Below are 20,295 nucleotides of genomic sequence, written 5' to 3'. Positions count from 1 at the left end.
CTTCACCGTCGTGTGGCATTCCGTCATGGAGGAAACCCGCGCCGCTCTCACGAGCACGCAGGGCCGGTCACAGCGCGGCGGTGAAACCACCGAGAGATTCAAGAGGAGCGCCCCCGTGGCCAACATCAAGTCGCAGATCAAGCGCATCACCACCAACGAGAAGGCGCGTCAGCGCAACCAGGCGATCCGGTCCTCGGTGAAGACCGCGATCCGCAAGTTCCGCGAGGCCGCCGACGCCGGTGACAAGGCCAAGGCCCTGGAGCTGCAGAAGGACGCGGCCAAGAAGCTGGACAAGGCCGTGACCAAGGGCGTCATCCACGCCAACCAGGCCGCCAACAAGAAGTCCGCGCTCGCGAAGCGCGCGAACTCTCTCTGATCGGCTTTCGAAGGGCCCCGGCGACTCACGTCGCCGGGGCCCTTCGCCGTTCTCAGCGGCTTGTGCCGTGGGCGTCGACGACCTCCAGGACAGCCCGCTCCAAGGCGTACTCCGGATTGGCCGCGACCCCCTTGACCTCGGCGTTGAGCCTGGCGACCACCCTCATCGCGGTGGCCAGACCGTCCTGCCCCCAGCCGCGGGCCTGCCCTTGGGCCTTGCGCACCTTCCACGGCGGCATCCCCAGCTCGCCCGCCATCTGATTCGGGTTCCCGCGACCGGCGCCGGACACCCGCGCGATCGTGCGGACGGCGTCGGCGAGCGCGTCCGCGACCAGCACGTGCGGTACGCCCAGCTGCATCGCCCAGCGCAGCGACTCCAGCGCCGCCGCCTTGTCACCGGCGACGGCCTTCTCGGCGACGGCGAAACCGTTCACGTCCGCGCGGCCACGGTGGTAGCGCCGGACGGCCTGCTCGTCGACCGCCCCGCCGGCATCCGCGACGAGCTGGGTCGCCGCCGACGACAGCTCACGCAGATCCGAGCCGACGGCGTCGATCAACGCCAGCACGGCCGCACCGTCGATCTTCCCGCCGACCCGGCGGACCTCGTTACGGACAAAGGATTCCCGCTCGGCGGCCTTGGTCAGCTTCGGGCACTCGACGACCTCCGCGCCCGCCTTCTTCAAGGCGGCTGGAAGCCCTTTCGCGGCCTTGCTCCGGCCGCCTCCGCTGTGCACGACGACGAGCACGATGCCGTCGGCGGGCGCCTTGACGTAGGCCATCACCCCGTCGGCGAGCTCCTGCGAGATGTCGTGCGCGGATTCGAGGACGATCACCCTGCCCTCGGCGAACAGCGAGGGGCTGACCATTTCCGCGAGCGCCGGGACTGTGAGGTCCGACACCCGAATCCGGGTGAGATCCGCCGTCGGATCGGCCGCTTTGGCCGCGTCCGAAGCACTGCGGACCGCACGTTCGATCAGCAGCTCTTCCTCACCGAGAACCAGGACCAGCGGCGATGGGGCGGAAGCTTGCGTCGTCACGGTGACGATCCTGCCACTCCTCCTCTCGTGTGCTTTGTCCGGTGATGTGTTCCGGGCACGGTGGCCCCACCTGAGGCTCATGTCGTACGGTGTTGGCGAGGCGACGCGATGACACGCGTGCCGACAATCGAATACCGCTCATCCAGAGGGGCAGAGGGAACGGCCCGATGAAGCCCCGGCAACCGGCGTCAGCCTGTCATCCCGCGATCGCGGGATAGCTGACGAACACGGTGCCAATTCCGGCCCGCCACCGGCGGGGCAGATGAGGAAAGGAACCTCGCGATGACCGCAACCCTCGGCACGACCTCCACCACCAAGACCCCGGATCTCGGACCGGCCGTAGAACTGGTGTCGAAGGAAGAGGGACACCGGCAGCCGCTCGCCCCCGAATTCGTTTCCGCCGAGGACTTCTCGCCGCTCGAGGTCGCCTACGACTTCGGCCGCGTGCGCCGCGAGGACATCGAAGCCGGGCCGAAGAACATCTGGCGCTACAAGAAGCTCCTTCCCGTTCCGTCGAACGTCGAAGAGATCCCCAACACCGAACCCGGCGCCACCCGGCTCATCCAGGCCGACAGGCTCGCGAAAGCCTTGGGCGTCAAGAAGGTCTGGGTCAAGGACGACACCGGGAACCCCACCCACTCGTTCAAGGACCGCGTGGTCGCCGTCGCGCTGGCCGCCGCCCGCGAATTCGGGTTCGACGTGCTGGCCTGTCCGTCGACCGGCAACCTGGCCAACGCCGTCGCCGCCGCGGCGGCCCGCGCGGGCTGGCGGTCGGTCGTCCTGATCCCGAAGACCCTCGAACGCGCCAAGATCCTCACCACCGCCGTGTACGACGGCGACCTGATCGCGGTCGACGGCAACTACGACGACGTGAACCGGCTCGCCACCCAGCTCGCCGCCGAGCAGGAGAGCTGGGCGTTCGTCAACGTGAACGTCCGGCCCTACTACTCGGAAGGCTCCAAGACGCTGGCCTTCGAGGTCGCCGAACAGCTCGGCTGGCGGCTTCCCTCCCAGATCGTGGTGCCGATCGCCTCCGGTTCCCAGCTCACCAAGGTGGACAAGGGTTTCCGCGAGTTCGGTCAGCTCGGCCTCGTCGACGAGACGCCGTACAAGGTGTTCGGCGCGCAGGCCACTGGCTGCTCCCCCGTCTCGGCGGCCTTCCGCGCCGGGCACGACGTCGTCCAGCCGGTCAAGCCGGACACGATCGCCCGGTCGCTGGCGATCGGGAACCCCGCCGACGGTCCCTACGTCCTCGACGTGGTCAACCGCACCGGCGGCGCGATCGAAGACGTCACCGACGAAGAGGTCGTCGAGGGCATCCGGCTGCTCGCCCGCACCGAGGGCATCTTCACCGAGACCGCGGGCGGCGTGACCGTCGCGACGGCCAAGAAGCTCATCGAGACCGGCAAGCTCAACCCGGACGAGGAGATCGTCCTGCTGATCACCGGCGACGGCCTCAAGACCCTCGACGCCGTCGAGGACAAGATCGGCCCGAAGGCCACCGTCAGCGCCTCGGCCGACGCGGTCCGCGAGGCTCTGGGTATCTAAAGCTCGGGCATCTCAGTTCCCGCCGGCCCGCCTCAGGAACGAGGCGGGCCGCGGGGCTCACCCCGGCGTACCAGGGCGAGGCCTCGCCCGTCCGCGACCACCGCGGTGTCGCCGTCCGTGTCCGTCCTGGCGACCGACGCGCCGACGGCCACCAGGCTGTCCAAAGTGGACTTGTTCGGATGACCGTAGGTGTTTCCGGCACCGACGCTCACCAACGCGGCCCGCGGTGCGACGGCGTTGAGGAAGTCCGGTGCCGTGTAACGACTTCCGTGATGCGGGACCTTCAGGATCTCGGCACGCAGATCGGCACCCTCGGCCATCAGGTCGGACTGCGCGGCGAGTTCGATGTCGCCTGTCAGCAACAACCGGCCCGCCGGGGTCCCGGCGCGCAGGACGACCGAACCGTTGTTGATCACCGTGCCGTCCTGTTCACGAACCGAGCGCCGGGTGACATAGCGCGGCCCCAGTACGTCGATTGACAACGCCTGCCATTCCAGCCGTTGTCCGATCTCCAGCTCCAGCAAGGGAATCCCGCGGCGCGCCGTCTCGTCCGCGACCTGCTGCCACGCCCAGGCCGGAGCCCGTCCCGGGCCGACGGCGACCGCTCCGACCGACCGGCCCTCGAAGACGGATCCGAGACCGCCGATGTGGTCGGCGTGCAGATGACTCAGCACGATCAGCGGCACGCGGTCCACGCCGAGCCTGCTCAGGCATTCGTCCACCGGTCCCGGTTCCGGCCCGGTGTCGACCAGGACCGCCCTGCCCTGCTCACCTGTGGCGAGGACGACGGCATCGCCCTGTCCGACGTCACAGGCGACGGCGTTCCACGCCGGCGGTGGCCACGCCGGTGCCAGCACCCGCACCGGTACGAAGACGACCAGCCCGGTGGCCAACGCGATCGCCAGCAGGATCCGGCCGTGCCGCAACCGGATGACGACGAGCAGCACGGCGAGCAGTCCGGCCGCCAAAAGCCCGCCCCACCAGCCATCCGGCCAGTCCACCACGGCTCCTGGTGCCCGGGCGCCGTGGCGGGCCACGGTGATGAGCCAGCTCGCCTCGGGTTCGGTCAACCGGACCAGCAGCCGACCCGCCGACGGCCACCACGGTCCGACGGCGGTGGCGAGCACGCCGAACACGGTGGCCGGGGCGACCACCGGTGCGGCGAGCACGTTGGTCAGCACCGAGACGAGACTGACCGATCCCGCCATGCCCGCGATGACCGGCGCCGTCATCACGAACGCGGCCAGCGGGATGGCCAGGCCCTCGGCGTAGCCGGCCGGAACACCGCGTCCGACCAGCCACTCCGCCCATTTCGGTGCCAGCAGTACGAGCCCGGCCGTGGCGAGCACCGAAAGCGCGAACCCGAAGTCGGCGGCCATCGCCGGATCGGCCACCACGAGCCCGGCCACCGCGAACGCCAGCGCGGGCAGCGCCGAACCCCGGCGCCCCAGTGCCAGCGCCAGCAGCCCGACCGCCCCCATCACCCCGGCGCGGAGCACGCTGGGCGCGGGCCCGGCGAGGACCACGAACCCGGCCAGCCCCACCGCGGCCGCGGTGGCGGAAGTCCGCGGCCCGACCCGGAGCACTCTCAGCAGCAGGAGGATCGAGCCGCAGACGATCGCCACGTTCCCACCGCTCACGGCCATCAGGTGGGACATGCCGGAGTCGGTGAACTCGTGTTCCACCCTCGGGGAGAGCGTGCTCGTGTCCCCCACGACCAGTCCGGGCACGAGACCGGCCTCTTCCTCCGGGAGGACGGTGCAAAGCTCCCGGAGCCCGGTGCGCAGCGATTCCGCGGCTCGCTGCCACCAGGGCGCCGGTCCGGCGTCCGACGGCGGGCCTCGCACCGAGAGGACCGCGACCGTCAGTTCGGCCCCCTTCGCCGGCGCGAGCCGCCCAGAGGCGGTGACCTGCTGCCCGGGCAGCAGGTCCTTCCACCCCTCGGCGGGAGCGAGCAGGAGGATCCGGCCGGCCGAATCCACCGCCCGCTCACCCGTCACCGCGGCGTCCACCGTCGCGGCGACGACCACCAGGCGGGTGCCCGCCCGGCGATCGGCGTATCCGGCACCGCGGACCGGACGTGGCCGCTCGGTGACCACCACCCTCGTGGTGGCGTCGCTCCCCCGTGCGGCGGCGGCACGGAGGTCGTCGTGCTCGGCGGCCCGGATCCGCAGCGCCACCGGGCCGGCGGTGAGCACGCCGAGGACCGCCAGGGCACCCAGGCCCGCCACCCACCGGGACGCCGTCCGGCGGGCACGGACACCGGCGATGATCGCGAGCACCACGGCGGCCGCACCGCAGAGCATCGTGATCCACCAGCCGGCGAGAAGTCCGGAAAGAGTGCCGAGCCAGGCCGTCGCCGCGGCCGGTAACAGCCGCAGGTCCTGACCTCGCCACGACGCGGTGTCCACTTCGGACGGATCGGCGGACGGGTTCATCCGACGGACACCAATTCCCGGAATTTTCGATACTTGCTTTCGCCGATCCCTTCTACGTCACGGAGTTGCTCGACGGTGGTGAACCCGCCGTGCCCGGACCGCCAGTCGATGATGCGTTTCGCCATCACCTCGCCGACCCCGGGCAGCGTGTCGAGTTGCTCGGCCGTGGCCGTGTTCAAGTCGAGCTTCCCCGCCGGTGCCGCCGTTCCGGCCGCGGCCGGAACGGGGACACCGACGGCCACCTGCTCACCGTCGGTGAGCCGCCGGGCCAGATTCACTCCGGTCAGATCCGTTCCGGGCTGTGCCCCACCGGCCGCCGTGAGGGCATCGGCGACCCGTGCGCCCGGAGGGATCGTGACCAGGCCGGGTCTGAGTACCCGGCCGACGACGCTGACCACTAGAGGCGCCTTGCCCGCCGCGGCGGGGACGTCTCCGGCGGCCTTCGCCGACGGCAGGGGCGGCACGGTCTCCGCCCCTGGCCGGTGTCCGACAAGGCGATCGCTCCGGCCACGATCACGGCCACCGCGATCAGCACGGCCACCACGGCGAACCACCGCCGGTTCACCGGAATCCCGTCCGCCGTGAACCGGGCGGGCACCCAGCGGCGTACGAGCCTGCCCGCGGGCGGGCCCTGGGTGGGCGACGACAGCTGCGCGGCCAGCCACGCCAGCCTGGCGTTGACGGAGGGACCCGGTGACCGGGCGGTTTGGTCGAACACGTGAACGACGCTACGGAGCGGGGACGGCGGGCGGCAGTGGAGAATCCCGAGGCTGTGGACAAGTGGGGTGTTGTGGACAACTCGGCCGCGGCCGAGGCCGGATCACCGTTTTCCGTCGGGACCGTATGGGACGCTGGCGGGTTTCCCTAACCCGCTCGCTGGATCACCACACCGAGCACCCCGGGTCCGGTGTGGGCCCCGATGACGGCGCCGATTTCCGAGACCACGCACCCTTCCGGGCAGTCGATGGACTCCTCGAGCCGGTTGGCCAGCTCGACGGCACGCTCGGGCGAAGCCAGATGGTGGACGGCGATGTCGGCGAGCCCGCCTTCGGCCGCCTTGACGGCGAGTTCGACCAGCCGCGCCACCGCGCGATTCATCGTCCGCACCTTTTCCAGGGGCTGGATCCGGCCTTCGGACATGTGGAGTACCGGTTTCACCGCGAGCGCCGTGCCGAGCAGGGCGGCCGCAGGGCCGATCCGCCCGCCGCGGCGCAGGTATTCCAGGGTCTCGACGGCGAACAGGGTCTCTGAGCGGCTCACCGCGTCGACCGCGGCCGCCTCCACCTCGGCCGGATCCGCTCCGTCCGCGGCGGCGCCCGCCGCGCGCAACGCGGCGAACCCGAGCCCCATCGCGGTGCTGCGCGAATCGACCACGCGCACCTTGTCCGGTCCGACCTCCTGGGCCGCGAGCACCGCCGCCTCCCAGGTCCCCGACAGCTCCCGGGACAGGTGGACCGACACGACGGCGTCCGCGCCGTCGGCCAGCGCCGCCCGGAACTCCTTGACGAACTCGGCGGGTGTCGGCCGGGAGGTCGTCACCAGGCTGCGTTTGCCGAGCGCCTCGGCCAGGGCCGCGGGCCCCATCTCGACGCCGTCGAGGAAGACGACGCCGTCCACGAGGACATGCAACGGGACCACCCGGATCCCGTTCCGTTCGGCGAAGCCTTCCGGCAGGTGGGCGGTGGAATCCGTGACTACGGCGACCGACACGGCAGCCAGCCTACGTTGCCGAGGGGCGGAGCACCGGGGCCATCAGGCGGGCCATTTCCGCGCCGACGGCGGCATGTCCTTCCCACCCCCAGTGCATCCCGTCCGGATTGCCCCGTCCGCTCAGCACGTGGTCGCCGACGACGGCACCGAGATCCAGCAGCGGGACGTCCGCGCGACGACCCCACGCGGCGATCGCGGCGGCGGCACCGGCGCGGGCGGTGTGCACGCGGCCGTAGGCGTCGGACCGGTGGACGGACGGCAGGATGCCGAAGACCGGCAGGTCCGGTCGCAGCGCCCGTAAGGCCCCGACGGCGGTGTCGAGGTACTGGACCGTGAGCTTCGACGGCAGGACCGCCGGCCGTCCTCGAAATGCGATCGCGAGCCGCGGCTGGGCGGCGAGATACGCCTTGCGCGCCACTCGCCGCAGCGGGTCGGGCCGCAGATACCGCAGTCCGGTGCGCAGATAGGTGGGCAGCGGCGAGGGCAGCGTGTCCATGCTCCCGACGGCCAGGACGACGGCGTCGACGTGATGGAGGTCCGCCCAGACGCGCGGGTCGCCGATCAGCGACCACCAGGCGTCACGGGCGGTCCAGCCGAACCCGGCGACGAGATCCACGCCACCACCACCGAGTGCTTCGGCGGCGACGTTGGGCCACAGGCGCGCGTCGTCGGCGGCGTGCGGGCCGTCCGGGCCGTGGAAACTGAGGGAATCGCCGAACACGAGCAGGCGCGGGGCCATGGATCAGCCGGTGATTCCCGCGTTGTAGGCGGCCAGGCGCCAGTTGCCGTCACGCCTGGTCAGCTCGACCCAGTGGCAGTTCGCGATCCCGCCGAGCGACGGCCACGACTCGACCGGCAGGCCGAGCAGTTTGGCGGTCAGCGCGATGATCAGGCCGCCGTGCGTGGCCAGCAGTACCGCGTCACCGGCGTCGGAATTGGCCTGATCCAGGTCCGCGACGACCTCGAGCGCGCGTTCGGCGACGTCGACCCGTGACTCGCCGCCGGGCGGCGCCCAGGTCGCGTCGACGCGCCAGCGGGCACGTTCGCCGGGATACGCCTCGTCGACCTGCTGGCCGGTGAAGCCCTGCCATTCACCCAGATGGGTTTCCCGCAGGCGCTTGTCGATGCGCAGCGGGACGCCGATGGCCTCGGTGAGCACCGTGGCCGTGTCGGTCGCGCGGCGCAGATCCGAGGCGATCACCAGATCCGGGGAGAACCGGGCGAGCGCGGGAACGGCGAACCTGGCCTGGTTCCAGCCGACCTGGGTCAGCGCGGAGTCCAGATGCCCCTGCATCCGGCCCGCCGCGTTGTAATCGGTCTCGCCGTGGCGCCAGAGCACCAGCCGCCGCGGGCTCACGAGGCGCCTTGCGCGTCGGCGGGGTCCTCCTCGGCGGGTGTCTCCAGACCGGCGACCTCGATCCGCGGGCAGTCCTTCCAGAGCCGCTCGAGACCGTAGAAGGAGCGTTCCTCCTGGTGCTGGACGTGGATGACGACGTCGACGTAGTCCAGCAGGACCCAACGGCCCTCGCGGGCGCCCTCACGGCGGACGGGCTTGTGCCCGCCGAGCCGCAGCTGCTCCTCGACGTTGTCGACGATGGCGCCGACCTGGCGTTCGTTGGGCGCGGACGCGATGACGAAGGCGTCGGTGATGACAAGCTGGTCGGACACGTCCAGCACGACCACGTCGCTCGCCTTCTTGTCCGCCGCCGCATGGGCGGCCGCTACGGCCAGCTCTCGTGCCTCGGACGTGGCTGTCACAGTTCTCCTCAAACAGATGGCTTTACTCGCGGGTGCGCCCGACGAGGGTACCCGGTGGGGAACCCCGGTCTTTGCGATAGAGGTCCTTTTTGGCGATGTAGCGCACTACGCCGTCAGGGACGAGGTACCAGACGGGCTCCCCGCCTTCGACTCGTTCACGGCACGCGGTGGACGAGATCGCCATCGCGGTCACCTCGACCAGGCTCACCTTCCCGCTCGGCAGATGCTGCGAGTTGAGGCGGTAACCCGGCCTGGTGACGCCGATGAAATGCGCGAGGTCGAACAGCTCGTCGGCGTTGCGCCAGGTGAGGATCTGTTCGAGCGCGTCCGCGCCGGTGATGAAGAACAGCTGGTCGTCCGGGTATTCCGCGCGCAGGTCGCGCAGGGTGTCGACGGTGTAGGTCTGCCCGACGCGGTCGATGTCGACGCGGCTGACCGAGAAGACGGGGTTGGACGCCGTCGCGATCACCGTCATCAGATAGCGGTCCTCGGCGCGGGTGACCACCCGGTCGGACTTCTGCCACGGCTGACCGGTGGGCACGAAGATGACCTCGTCGAGCGCGAACCGCGACTGGACCTCACTGGCCGCGACGAGGTGCCCGTGGTGAATGGGGTCGAACGTGCCGCCCATGACCCCGATCCTGCGTGGTGACATGGGTCGTGAGCCTATACAGCGCGCGAGGCTCCACGCTCGGGTCGCCGGACCCACCGAACAGGCGTGATCTGGATCACATTACAGTCGGTTCCATGGATGAACGGTCCGTTCACGACTTCCCGGTCGCGACTTCGTCGGTGGCATGGGGTAGAGGTGGGGACGTGGACACATCGACTCTCCGGGATCGTGCCGAGACCCTCCTCCAGTCGTTGGCGGGCGAGGGCGCCCGGCTGCGTGACGACCAGTGGACGGCCATCGAGGCGCTGGTCGCGCACCGCCGTCGCGCGCTCGTCGTGCAGCGCACCGGGTGGGGCAAGTCCGCGGTGTACTTCCTGGCCACCGCGTTGCTGCGGGAGCGGGGCAACGGCCCGACCGTGATCATCTCGCCGCTGCTCGCGCTGATGCGCAACCAGATCTCCGCGGCGGCGAGGGCGGGCATCCACGCGGCGACGATGAACTCCGCGAACCCGCAGGAGTGGGATCAGGTCCAGGCCGCGATCGCGGCGGGCGAGGTCGACGTCCTGCTGGTCAGCCCGGAACGGCTCAACAACCCGGACTTCCGGGACACCGTCCTGCCGAAGCTGACCGCGAGCGCCGGCCTGCTCGTGGTCGACGAGGCGCACTGCATCTCGGACTGGGGGCACGACTTCCGGCCGGACTACCGGCGGTTGCGGACGCTGCTGAAGGATCTGCCCGACGGCGTCCCGGTGCTCGCCACCACCGCGACCGCGAACGACCGCGTGGCGACCGACGTCGCCGAGCAGCTCGGCATCGGCAACGGGGGCGACACCCTCGTCCTGCGGGGCAGCCTGGACCGCGAAAGCCTGCACCTGTCGGTGGCCAAGCTGCCCACGTCACAGGCCCGGCTCGCCTGGCTGGCCGAGCATCTGGAGGAGCTGCCGGGCTCCGGCATCATCTACACGCTCACCGTCGCCGCCGCCCACGACGTGGCGGGCCTGCTGACCGAACGCGGCTATCCGGTCGCCGCCTACACCGGGAAGACCGACCCCGCGGACCGGCAGGCGGCCGAAGACGATCTGTTGAACAACAACGTCAAGGCACTGGTGGCCACTTCGGCGCTGGGCATGGGGTTCGACAAGCCGGATCTGGGCTTCGTCGTCCACCTCGGGGCTCCGTCCTCCCCCATCGCGTACTACCAGCAGGTCGGCCGCGCCGGACGTGGCGTCGATCGCGCCGAAGTGATCTTGTTGCCGGGCCACGAGGACAAGGACATCTGGGCGTACTTCGGCTCGCTCGCCTTCCCGGACGAACTGCGGGTGACCCAGGTGCTCAACGCCCTGGCGTACGCGGACCGTCCACTCTCGACACCCGCGCTCGAACCGTTCGTCGAGCTGTCCCGGTCCCGGCTGGAGATGGTCCTCAAGGTGCTGGACGTCGACGGCGCCGTCCGCCGGGTGAAGGGCGGCTGGGAAGGCACCGGCGAGGAGTGGCGGTACGACAAGGAACGGTATGCGCGGGTGAGCGCGGCGCGGACCAACGAGCAGAACGCCATGCTGGCCTACCTCGAAACCGACGGCTGCCGGATGGAGTACCTGCGGAAGCAGCTGGACGATCCGGAGGCGACGCCCTGCGGACGGTGCGACAACTGCACCGGTAAGCATTGGGACACCACGATTTCCGACGACGTCGTCGACGCCACCCGGCAGCGGTTGCGTCGTCCGGGGGTCGAGGTCGCGCCGCGGAAGATGTGGCCGACCGGGATGGCGGGGCTGGAGGTCCCGCTCTCCGGACGACTGCCGGCGGGCGAGCAGGCCGAAACCGGCCAGGTCGTCGGGCGGGTGACCGACGTCGGCTGGGGCACGCGGCTGCGCGAGCTCGTCGGACCGTCCGCAGTGGACACCGAACTCCCCGATCCGGTCTTCCAAGCCTGCATCGAGGTGCTCAAGGGCTGGCAGTGGTCCGAGCGTCCGGTCGCGGTGGTGGAGGTGCCGTCCGCCACCCGGCCCCAGCTGGTCCACAGTCTGGCGACGAAACTGGCGTCCATCGGGCGGCTGAACTACCTGGGCGCCATGACTTCGACGGGGCCGCCCCCGCGTCAGGCGAACAGCGCGCAGCGACTGGCCGACCTCTGGAATCGCCTCGACCTTTCCGAAGGGCTCGCCGCCGAAGTCGCCTCGGCGGAAGGCCCGATCCTGCTGGTCGACGACCTGATCGACACCGGATGGACGATGACCCTGTCCGCACGCTTGCTCCGCCAGGCCGGGGCTCGCGCCGTTCTGCCGTTCGCTCTCGCGAGCACCTCGTAACCGAGGATCCCGATCCCGACATTCGACAGGTTCTTTCCCGCGCGGGAACTTTCTGGCAAGGTTCCGTCCACGCGCGAGTACGGAGGTGCCGATGGCGGACGCAACGACGGAGCGGCTGAGGCATCGGCTCCCGGTGAAGAAGTTGTTCGCCGCCAGTGTCGGGAACGCGCTGGAATGGTTCGACTGGACCATCTACGCGACCTTCAGCATCTACTTCGCCAGCGAGTTCTTCCCGAAGGGCAATGAAGCGCTGGCGTTGATCAACACCTTCGCCACGTACGCGCTGGCGTTCTTCTTCCGACCGCTCGGCGGGATGTTGCTCGGCCGTTTCGCCGACATCAAGGGCCGGAAGCCCGCGATGATCCTGACCATCGTGCTGATGGCGGGTGGTTCGGTGGCCATCGGTCTCCTGCCGACGTTCGACCAGGTCGGCTGGCTGGCCCCGATCCTGTTGTTGCTGGCGAGGGTGGCGCAAGGACTGTCGCTCGGCGGCGAGGTATCCAACGCGTCGGCGTACCTCGGCGAGATCGCGCCACCCGCCCGCCGCGGGCGGTACTCCGCCTTCTTCTACATCTCGACCGGTTCCGCCGTCCTGATCGCCTCGATCCTCGGCTTCGTGCTCGCAAGGACGATGTCGAAGGCGGATCTGACGGCGTACGGCTGGCGGATCCCGTTCCTGCTCGGCGGCGTTCTCGGCATCATCGGCCTGTGGCTGCGCCGCAGTCTCGCCGAGACCGAGATCTTCGAGGAGAAGAAGTCGACGGCGCGCCGGGTCGAGCGACCGCTGCGCACCACCCTCCGCGAGCACCCGCGGGCCGTCGTGCAGCTCGTGGGTTTCTCGATGCTGTCGACCCTTTGCTACTACACGTTCTTCAGCGCGCTGACCTCGTTCGCGGTCAAGACCCGCAAGGCCGACGACGTCGACGTGTTCCTCGCGTTGTCGATCGCGACGGCGCTGTTCGTCGCGCTCCAGTACCCGATGGGCGCCCTGTCCGATCGCTTCGGCCGCAAGCCACAGCTGCTCGTCTGGGCGGCGGCGACCGCGATCCTCATCGTCCCGCTGTCCACTTTGGTCCGGCCGGGCCTGCCGGGTCTGCTGGTCGTGTTCTGCGTCGGGCTCTGCCTGTACACGGCGATGACGTCGATCGCGCCCGCGATCATGAGCGAGCTGTTCCCCACCGAACTGCGTGGCCTGGGCATCGGCGCCTGGTACAACCTGACCGTCGCGTTGTTCGGCGGGACTGCTCCCCTGGTGCTCACGGCGCTGTCCGACGCCGGGCTGTCGACGCTGTTCTTCTGGTACGTGGCCGCCGGAGCGGTGATCGCGTTCTTCGTCATCCGGACCCTGCCGGAGACCAAGGGCAGCGACCTGCGCTGAAACTCCGTCGCCGACGACGCGGGTAGTGGCTACCCTCGCGCTCCTACGACGAGCGCGAAGGAGGGACACCGTGTTGTTCGGCGATGTAAGCGAGGAATTGGCGCGACGCGTGGTGAAGGCCCTTCGCCACGTCACCGACTTCGAACCGCCGTCCGCCCTGGTGCGGGTCTCCGCGCAGAGTGGCGTCGACTATCAATGCGATCTCGCGATGAGCTTGGGCAAACGCCTCGGCAAGCCGCCGAGGGAGATCGCCGCAGACATCGCGGCACGCCTCGACGTCGCCGATCTCGCCGAACCACCGGAGGTCGCGGGGCCGGGCTTCCTCAACTTCACCCTGCGCTCGTCGTGGCTGGCCGAACGGACGACCGCGCTCAACGGCGACCCACGGCTGGGTGTCCCGGTGACGCCGCGGCCCCGGCGGATCGCCGTCGACTACAGCAGCCCGAACGTGGCGAAGGAAATGCACGTCGGACACCTCCGGTCGACCGTCATCGGCGACGCGATCGTCCGGCTGTCACGCTTCGCCGGACATGAGGTCGTCCCGCACAACCATCTCGGCGACTGGGGCACTCCGTTCGGCATGCTGATCGAGCATCTGCTCGACGAACGCCCGTCCGGCCCGTACGCGATCGGAGACCTCAATGGCTTCTATCGAGCCGCCCGGGCGAAATTCGACACCGACGACGGCTTCGCGACCCGCTCGCGCGAGCGGGTGGTGCTCCTGCAAAGCGGCGACGAGGAAACGCTGTCGTTGTGGCAGCGTCTCGTCGACGAGTCGACACGGCATTTCACCCAGGTCTACGACCTTCTCGGGATCGGCCTGACGCGCGAGGACGTCTACGGCGAGAGCTTCTACAACCCGTTGCTCGCCGCTGTCGTGGACGATCTGGACACCGCCGGGCTGACCGAGATCAGCGACGGCGCGGTCTGCGTCTTTCCCGACGGTTTCCGCAACCGGGAAGGCGATCCGCTGCCGCTTATCGTGCGGAAGCGGGACGGCGGTTACGGCTACGCGGCCACCGATCTCGCGACCCTGCGGTACTGGACGGAACAACGCGAGGTCACCGATCTGCTCTACGTCGTCGGCACGCCGCAAGCACAGCATTTCGCGATGGTGTTCGCCGTGTGCCGGGCCGCCGGCTGGCTCCGCGAGGAGCACCGAGCCGAGCACGTCGGGTTCGGCTCGGTACTCGGCGAGGACGGCCGCGCCATGAAGACCCGGGCGGGCGAGTCGGTCCGGCTTTCCGATCTGCTCACCGAAGCGATCTCCCACGCCGCCGAAGTCATCGACGACCGGGCCGACCTCTCCCCCGAAATCAGGGAAGAGGTCGCCGAGGCGATCGGGATCGGCGCGATCAAGTACGCCGACCTTTCCGGTGATCGCGAACGTGACTACGTCTTCTCCTGGGACCGGATGCTCGCCAAGAGCGGGAACACCTCGGTCTATCTGCAGTACGCCAACGCGCGGATCCGTTCCGTGCTGGCGAAAGCGGATCAAGACCTCGCCGGCGCGCGGGTCCTGCTCGGCCACCCCGCGGAGCGTGCTTTGGCACTCGCGCTGACCCGCTTCCCCGAAGCGGTCGGCGCGGCGACCGCCGGACATCTCCCCCACAAACTGTGCACGTATCTGTACGAAACCGCGGTCGTCTTCTCGCGGTTCTACGAACAGTGCCCGGTGCTGGACGCCGAAGGCCCCGGCGTCCGCGACTCACGCCTGCTGCTGGCCGAACTCACCTCGAAGACGCTGACGCTGGGCCTGTCCCTGCTGGGCATCTCCACTCCCGCCCGGCTATGAGTCGCCGTGGTCGCTGAAGACCTTGCGCTTCAGCGGAGGGACCGCCTGGAAGAAACGGAACATCCCTCGTGCCATCGTGCGGCCCGCCCGGTTCTCCGACACGAACTGGCGGGCGCTGCGCTCCGAGTCGCGCACCGCCGCGAAACCGTAGTCACGCATCCTCTGCTCGTAGTCGGCGACCGCGGAGCGCACCCCGCCGGTCTTGCGGGCTTCGACGAGGTTGCGGCACAACAGTTGCGCGTCCCGGAGCGCGGTGTTCGCACCGATCCCGCGGAACGGTGTCATGCTGTGGATCGCGTCGCCCAGCAACGTGACGTTGCTCGTCGGCCATGGCTCGACGGGCTTCGAGGTGAAGATCGGCAGCCGGGACACCGCCTCCTCGGGCGAACCGGCGACCAATTCCTTGAACGCGGGATCCCAGCCGTCGATCAGGTCCAGCACCAGGGCGCGCAGCGCGGCACCGTCCAATGAGGACAGGTCGCTCGGGTAACGCCGGTCGTCCGCCGCATACGCCCACATGACGTAACTCGAGGTGTTGTCGAACAGAACTGGGTCGTGGGCCGCCGTTTCGTCGTTCACCGACGAGGCTCCGGCCAGCTCGTGCGGCGCGGTGAACAAGCCCGCCCCGGTGCGCGGCATCACCATGCTCGGACCGTCGGTGAGCCGGGCGGGCAAACGCTTGCGGGTCTCTTCGGTCAGCGGGTGCTTGCCCGCGATCGCGATGATCCCCGTGTCCACTCGCTCGGCGCCGGGAAGAAACTGTTCGCGCACGCGGGAATTGGCCCCGTCGGCGCCGATGACCAAGTCGGCTTCGACGATGCTGCCGTCGGCGAACTCGCAGACGACCACCTCGCCTTCGCGGCGATAGCCGACGAACTCCTTGCCGTGGTGCAGAACTCCTTCGAGCCCGTCGGACAGCACCTGGTGCAGGCTGATCCGGCTGACCGAATGATGGTCCGACGCGGGATCGGGGCTCGACGTGAGCTCGGCGTCGATCACCATCAGGTCCCGCAGCCGCTCGGTCACGAAGGAGAACGGGCCACCCGTGGTGCCGGTGGTGTCCAGGAACCGCTGCCAGAGCTCGGGCGGCAGGCATTCGTGCAGGGCCGCGGCGCCGTGCGGGTTGATGTGCACGCGATAGCCCTGCAGACGTTCGGTCCGGGTGCGGCTGCGTTCGTGAACGGATACGTCGATTCCCGCCTTGCGCAGCCCTTGCGCCAAGCAGAGACCGCCCGTTCCGCCGCCGATGATCGCGATTCTCGTGGTCATGGGGTTTCTCCTCTCTCCGCCGACAACTATCAACCATACGGATGATAGTGTCAACCGTACGTTTGAAAGAGTCAGCGGCTAAGCTGAACCGCATGTCCGAAGCCGCCTCGCGCAGCCCTCGCCGCGCCCCCGTCGAACGCCAGCGCGATCCCGAGCGCACGAAGGCCCTGCTTCTGGAGGCGGCGAAGGCCGAGTTCGGCGCGAAGGGCTACGCCGCGGCACGCGTCAGCGAGATCGCCGCGAAAGCGGGCGTGAACAAGCAGCTGATCTCGTACTACTTCGGCGGCAAGGAAGGGCTGTACAACGCGCTGACCGCGACGATGTACGGCGACTACGCCGCGGTCGCCGACCATGAGAAACCGTTCGCGGAGGTCGTCCGGTTCTTCGCCAGGTCGGGAGTCCGGGACCACGACCTCGCCAAGCTGTTCCTCTGGGAGAACCTGACCGACGGCGCCCCCGACGCGATCGGCGTCGAGGGGCAGCGCGAATTCCTCCAGCGGCAGGTGGAGTACGTGCGAGCGCGTCAGGCCGCGGGCGATTTCCCCGCCGACCTCGACCCGGCTTTCCTGCTGGTGATCTTCATGGCCGCGTCCAGTGCCGCGCTGGCGCTGCCTCGGATCGTCCGGGCCGTCTCGGGCCAGGACCCCCAGTCGGCCGAGTTCGCCGAGGCCTACGGCGAACAACTGGCGCGCCTGGTCGGCCACCTCGCCGATTCGCCCTGACGCCGGGCCTGATCCCCTAGCGCCGCAGGGGAACGAGATCGTCCGCGTGGACGACCTCACGACGCTGCTCCGCGGGCAGGTCGTGACTGGAGCGGCCGATGAGGTCGGGAAGTTCGCCCGCGTCGAAGGCCACGACGCCGCGCGCCACGGTCCGCTGCCGGAGATCGACCAGATCGACGACGTCGCCCGCCTGGAAGTCGCCGTCGACGCCGGTGATCCCGGCGGCCAACAGTGAGCGACGGCGGCGGACGACGGCCGCGACCGCGCCGTCGTCGAGGTGCAGCTTCCCGGACGCGCCCGCGGCGTAACCCAGCCAGAACCGGCGGGCCGACAGCCGGGAGTCCGCGGCGGCGAACGCCGTGCCGACCTCGGCGGTGGTCAGGGCGCGGGCGGCCTCGGAAGCGGCGGCGAGCAGGACCGGGATCCCTGCGCCGGCAGCGGTGCGGGCGGCGGCGAGCTTCGACACCATGCCGCCGGTACCGAGCCCGGAGCTCGACATGCCGACGGTGATTCCGTCCACATCGGACTCCCCGGCGACTTCGGCGATCTTGCGGGTCGCGCCGTCACGGGGGTCCCCGTCGTACAGACCGTCCACATCGGACAAAAGAACGAGCGCGTCGGCGCCGATCAGGTGCGCCACCAGCGCGGCAAGCCGGTCGTTGTCACCGAAGCGGATCTCTTCGGTGGCCACGGTGTCGTTCTCGTTGACCACGGGAACGGCGCCGAGGGCCAGCAGCCGGGTGAACGTGTTCTGCGCGTTGCGATAGTGCGCACGGCGCACGACGTCGTCCGACGTCAGCAGAACCTGGCCCACTGTCAACGAAAACCGGCCGAACGACTCGGCGTAGGCGTGGGCCAGCGCGAGCTGGCCGACGCTGGCCGCGGCCTGCTGGGTGGCGAGGTCACGCGGTCGTTTGCCGAGCGAGAGCGGCGCGAGTCCCGCGCCGATCGCACCAGAGGACACCAGCACGATCTGCGTGCCGCGGGAGACCCGGTCGGCGATCGCGTCCACCAAGGCGTCCAGCCTGGCCACGTCGAGACCGTCGCCGGCGGTGGTCAGTGCGGAGGAACCGACCTTGACGACCACACGCTTCGCGTCGGCGATCGCCACCCGGGTTGAGCTCACTCGTCGTCCATCTCGTCTTCGTCTTCGACGCCGTCCGGACCGTCACGACGGATCCGGCGGGCTTCCTTACGCTCGGCGGCACCGATCCGGCTGGTGTTCTCCAGCCGCACGTCCGTGCCCCGGCCCGACAGGTGCACCGCGACCCCGGCCGGGGTCGAAGGCTCCCACTCGAACTGGACGTCGCCGATGGTGACGGGGCTGCCGGGTACGGCGCCCTTGCGTGCCAGTACTTCCTCGACACCCAGCCGGTTGAGCCGGTCCGCGAGGTAACCCACGGCTTCGTCGTTGCCGAAGTTGGTCTGCCGGATCCACCGCTCCGGACGGGAGCCGCGGATGATGAACGCGCCTTCCTCCTCCGGGTCGAGTTCGACGGTGAAGCCCGCGTCGTCGACGGCCATCGGCCGGAGCACGACCTTCGCCGGCTCGGGGGCGGGCTGTTCGGCGCGGTACTTCTCGACGACGGCGGCGAGCGCGTAGGTCAGTTCCTTCAGCCCCTGCCGCGACGCGGTCGAGATCTCGAACACGCTGAGGCCGCGGGCTTCCAGTTCCGGGCGCACGAACTCGGCGAGTTCGGCGGCGTCCGGGATGTCGATCTTGTTCAGCACCACCACACGCGGCCGGTCGGCGAGGTCGCCGCCGAGGCTCGGGGTGTAGCGGGCCAGCTCTTCTTCGAGGGCGTCGATGTCGGACAGCGGGTCACGACCGGGCTCGAAGGTGGCGCAGTCGACGACGTGCACCAGTACGGCGCAGCGTTCGATGTGACGCAGGAAGTCGAGGCCGAGGCCCTTGCCCTCGCTCGCACCCGGGATCAGCCCCGGCACGTCGGCCATGGTGAACACGGTCGATCCGGCGGTGATCACGCCCAGGTTCGGCACCAGGGTGGTGAACGGGTAGTCGGCGATCTTCGGCTTGGCCGCGGACAGCACCGAGATCAGCGACGACTTGCCCGCGGACGGGAAGCCCAGCAGCCCGACGTCGGCGACCGAACGCAGCTCCAGGACGAGGTCGCGGGTCTCCCCCGGCTCGCCCAGCAGCGCGAACCCGGGCGCCCGGCGGGCCTTGGAGGCCAGCGCCGCGTTGCCGAGGCCGCCACGGCCACCCTGGGCGGCGACGAAGGTGGTTCCCGGCCCGACGAGGTCGGCCAGGATCTCGCCGTCCTCGGTCATCACGACGGTGCCGGACGGGACGCGCATCTCCAGCGTCTCCCCCGCCGCACCGGCGCGGTTGCCGCCCTGGCCCAGTTTGCCGTTGCCGGCGCGGGCGTGCGGGCGGAAGTGGAAGTCGAGCAGCGTGTGGACGTTCGGATCGACGATCAGCAGCACGTCGCCGCCGTTGCCGCCGTTGCCGCCGTCCGGGCCGCCGAGGGGCTTGAACTTCTCGCGGTGCACCGAGGCGCAGCCGTTCCCACCGTCACCGGCGGCCAGATGGATCACCGCTCGGTCCACGAACCGGGACGCCATGACTTGCCTCTATTCACTCGCGGAAGAAAGGGGGATATACAAAACAAACGAGGGGTGGGCCCGGATATTCCGGCCCACCCCTCGTCAGAGGTCTAGCTTGAAGCCGAAATTCAGGCTTCGGACGGCACGATGTTGACCGTCTTGCGGCCACGCTTCTCGCCGAACTGGACCGCACCGGCGGCCAGCGCGAACAGCGTGTCGTCGCCACCACGGCCGACGTTCACGCCGGGGTGGAACTTGGTGCCACGCTGGCGGATCAGGATCTCGCCCGCGTTGACTTCCTGGCCGCCGTAGCGCTTGACGCCCAGTCGCTGCGCGTTCGAATCGCGACCGTTGCGGGAGCTGGACGCACCCTTCTTGTGAGCCATGGCTCAATCCTCTTTCTGACGAAGATCCGGAGAAAGTCCTACTTGGAGATGCCGGTGACCTCGACGCGGGTCAGCTTCTGCCGGTGACCCTGGCGCTTGTGGTAGCCGGTCTTGTTCTTGAACTTGTGGATCCGGATCTTCGGACCCTTGGTCTGCTCGACGACCTTGCCGGTGACCGAGACCTTCGCCAGCGCGTCGGCGTCCGTGGTGACGTCGCCACCGTCCACGAAAAGGACTGCGGGGAAGGTGTGCTCGGTACCCGGCTCGCCTTCGAGCTTCTCGACCTCGACGACGTCGCCGACGGCCACCTTGTACTGCTTGCCGCCAGTCTTGACGATCGCGTACGCCGACACGGAAGTCTCCTGCTTACTCGACAACGGGTGGGGGCT

The 20,295-nt window shown here is 69.7% G+C and carries 18 protein-coding genes, 1 pseudogene and 1 riboswitch; of the genes and pseudogenes, 6 read left to right on the top strand and 13 right to left on the bottom strand.

The genetic code is table 11. From position 1 onward, the window contains the following. The first annotated feature begins 115 nt into the window (after positions 1 to 115). Positions 116 to 376, top strand: a complete 261-nt coding sequence (rpsT, locus tag AMK34_RS20605; RefSeq protein WP_005158599.1) for a 30S ribosomal protein S20 — start codon at positions 116 to 118, stop codon at positions 374 to 376. 52 nt (positions 377 to 428) lie between these two features. On the opposite strand, the gene holA is transcribed toward rpsT, so the two are convergent. After that, complete coding sequence (gene holA / locus AMK34_RS20600) at positions 429 to 1,412, bottom strand: DNA polymerase III subunit delta (protein WP_016332404.1); 984 nt, start codon at positions 1,410 to 1,412, stop codon at positions 429 to 431. A gap of 135 nt (positions 1,413 to 1,547) precedes the next feature. Further along, a riboswitch (SAM riboswitch) is annotated at positions 1,548 to 1,681 on the top strand. Between the two features lie 13 nt (positions 1,682 to 1,694). On the opposite strand from holA, the gene thrC reads away from it, so the two are divergent. Further along, entirely contained in the window at positions 1,695 to 2,960 is a 1,266-nt protein-coding gene (thrC, locus tag AMK34_RS20595) for a threonine synthase (RefSeq protein WP_005158594.1), read from the top strand. Between the two features lie 32 nt (positions 2,961 to 2,992). Here the strand turns inward: thrC and AMK34_RS20590 are convergent, their stop codons facing one another. From AMK34_RS20590 to nadD, 7 genes and pseudogenes are all read right to left on the bottom strand, one after another. Next, positions 2,993 to 5,398 carry a ComEC/Rec2 family competence protein gene (locus AMK34_RS20590; RefSeq protein ID WP_073846461.1) on the bottom strand — a complete coding sequence of 802 codons (2,406 nt, stop codon included), beginning with the start codon at positions 5,396 to 5,398 and terminating at the stop codon, positions 2,993 to 2,995. Then, positions 5,395 to 6,116 (bottom strand): annotated as a pseudogene (locus AMK34_RS20585) (helix-hairpin-helix domain-containing protein). Before AMK34_RS20585 ends, AMK34_RS20590 begins: the two are co-directional and overlap by 4 nt. Positions 6,117 to 6,262: 146 nt before the next feature. Beyond that, positions 6,263 to 7,108, bottom strand: a complete 846-nt coding sequence (locus tag AMK34_RS20580; RefSeq protein WP_073846460.1) for a DegV family protein — start codon at positions 7,106 to 7,108, stop codon at positions 6,263 to 6,265. A 10-nt stretch (positions 7,109 to 7,118) separates the two neighbouring features. Beyond that, on the bottom strand, positions 7,119 to 7,847 hold the full coding sequence (gene octT / locus AMK34_RS20575; RefSeq protein WP_037342735.1) for a diglucosylglycerate octanoyltransferase: 729 nt from the start codon (positions 7,845 to 7,847) through the stop codon (positions 7,119 to 7,121). Positions 7,848 to 7,850: 3 nt separating this feature from the next. Beyond that, on the bottom strand, positions 7,851 to 8,465 hold the full coding sequence (locus AMK34_RS20570; RefSeq protein WP_037342734.1) for a histidine phosphatase family protein: 615 nt from the start codon (positions 8,463 to 8,465) through the stop codon (positions 7,851 to 7,853). Continuing rightward, positions 8,462 to 8,866 (bottom strand): ribosome silencing factor, encoded by a 405-nt coding sequence (rsfS, locus tag AMK34_RS20565; protein WP_016332398.1) that lies wholly within the window; start codon positions 8,864 to 8,866, stop codon positions 8,462 to 8,464. The genes AMK34_RS20570 and rsfS overlap by 4 nt, the downstream gene beginning before the upstream one ends. 22 nt (positions 8,867 to 8,888) lie before the next feature. Beyond that, positions 8,889 to 9,521: a nicotinate-nucleotide adenylyltransferase gene (gene nadD, locus AMK34_RS20560; RefSeq protein WP_073846459.1), complete on the bottom strand. Its 633-nt coding sequence runs from the start codon at positions 9,519 to 9,521 to the stop codon at positions 8,889 to 8,891. Positions 9,522 to 9,682: 161 nt separating this feature from the next. Between nadD and AMK34_RS20555 the strand changes: the two genes are divergently transcribed. From AMK34_RS20555 to argS, 3 genes are all read left to right on the top strand, one after another. After that, complete coding sequence (locus tag AMK34_RS20555) at positions 9,683 to 11,788, top strand: RecQ family ATP-dependent DNA helicase (protein ID WP_073846458.1); 2,106 nt, start codon at positions 9,683 to 9,685, stop codon at positions 11,786 to 11,788. 91 nt (positions 11,789 to 11,879) lie between these two features. Then, on the top strand, positions 11,880 to 13,166 hold the full coding sequence (locus AMK34_RS20550; RefSeq protein ID WP_038517199.1) for an MFS transporter: 1,287 nt from the start codon (positions 11,880 to 11,882) through the stop codon (positions 13,164 to 13,166). 70 nt (positions 13,167 to 13,236) lie between these two features. Continuing rightward, the gene (gene argS / locus AMK34_RS20545) at positions 13,237 to 14,961 is read left to right on the top strand and encodes an arginine--tRNA ligase (protein WP_073846457.1); all 1,725 of its coding nucleotides are present in this window, start codon (positions 13,237 to 13,239) and stop codon (positions 14,959 to 14,961) included. On the opposite strand, the gene AMK34_RS20540 is transcribed toward argS, so the two are convergent. Beyond that, entirely contained in the window at positions 14,956 to 16,230 is a 1,275-nt protein-coding gene (locus AMK34_RS20540) for an FAD-dependent oxidoreductase (RefSeq protein ID WP_073846456.1), read from the bottom strand. The two genes, argS and AMK34_RS20540, sit on opposite strands and share 6 nt — an antisense overlap. 92 nt (positions 16,231 to 16,322) lie before the next feature. Here AMK34_RS20540 and AMK34_RS20535 point away from each other — a divergent pair, with 92 nt between their 5' ends. After that, positions 16,323 to 16,952 carry a TetR/AcrR family transcriptional regulator gene (locus AMK34_RS20535; protein ID WP_073846455.1) on the top strand — a complete coding sequence of 210 codons (630 nt, stop codon included), beginning with the start codon at positions 16,323 to 16,325 and terminating at the stop codon, positions 16,950 to 16,952. Between the two features lie 16 nt (positions 16,953 to 16,968). Here the strand turns inward: AMK34_RS20535 and proB are convergent, their stop codons facing one another. The 4 genes from proB to rplU all read right to left on the bottom strand — a co-directional run bounded on the left by proB (position 16,969) and on the right by rplU (position 20,259). After that, entirely contained in the window at positions 16,969 to 18,078 is a 1,110-nt protein-coding gene (gene proB / locus AMK34_RS20530) for a glutamate 5-kinase (protein WP_037342725.1), read from the bottom strand. Continuing rightward, positions 18,075 to 19,538 (bottom strand): GTPase ObgE, encoded by a 1,464-nt coding sequence (gene obgE, locus AMK34_RS20525; RefSeq protein WP_038517209.1) that lies wholly within the window; start codon positions 19,536 to 19,538, stop codon positions 18,075 to 18,077. The genes proB and obgE overlap by 4 nt, the downstream gene beginning before the upstream one ends. 110 nt (positions 19,539 to 19,648) lie before the next feature. Beyond that, a complete protein-coding gene (gene rpmA / locus AMK34_RS20520; RefSeq protein WP_003067129.1) occupies positions 19,649 to 19,906 on the bottom strand; it encodes a 50S ribosomal protein L27 in 258 nt (85 codons plus the stop codon). 38 nt (positions 19,907 to 19,944) lie between these two features. Next, positions 19,945 to 20,259: a 50S ribosomal protein L21 gene (gene rplU, locus AMK34_RS20515; RefSeq protein WP_005158538.1), complete on the bottom strand. Its 315-nt coding sequence runs from the start codon at positions 20,257 to 20,259 to the stop codon at positions 19,945 to 19,947. Positions 20,260 to 20,295: the final 36 nt, after the last annotated feature.

It is taken from the genome of Amycolatopsis sp. CB00013 (assembly GCF_001905755.1).
Lineage (GTDB): Bacteria > Actinomycetota > Actinomycetes > Mycobacteriales > Pseudonocardiaceae > Amycolatopsis > Amycolatopsis japonica.
This window is presented reverse-complemented; position numbering and strand designations above follow the sequence as displayed.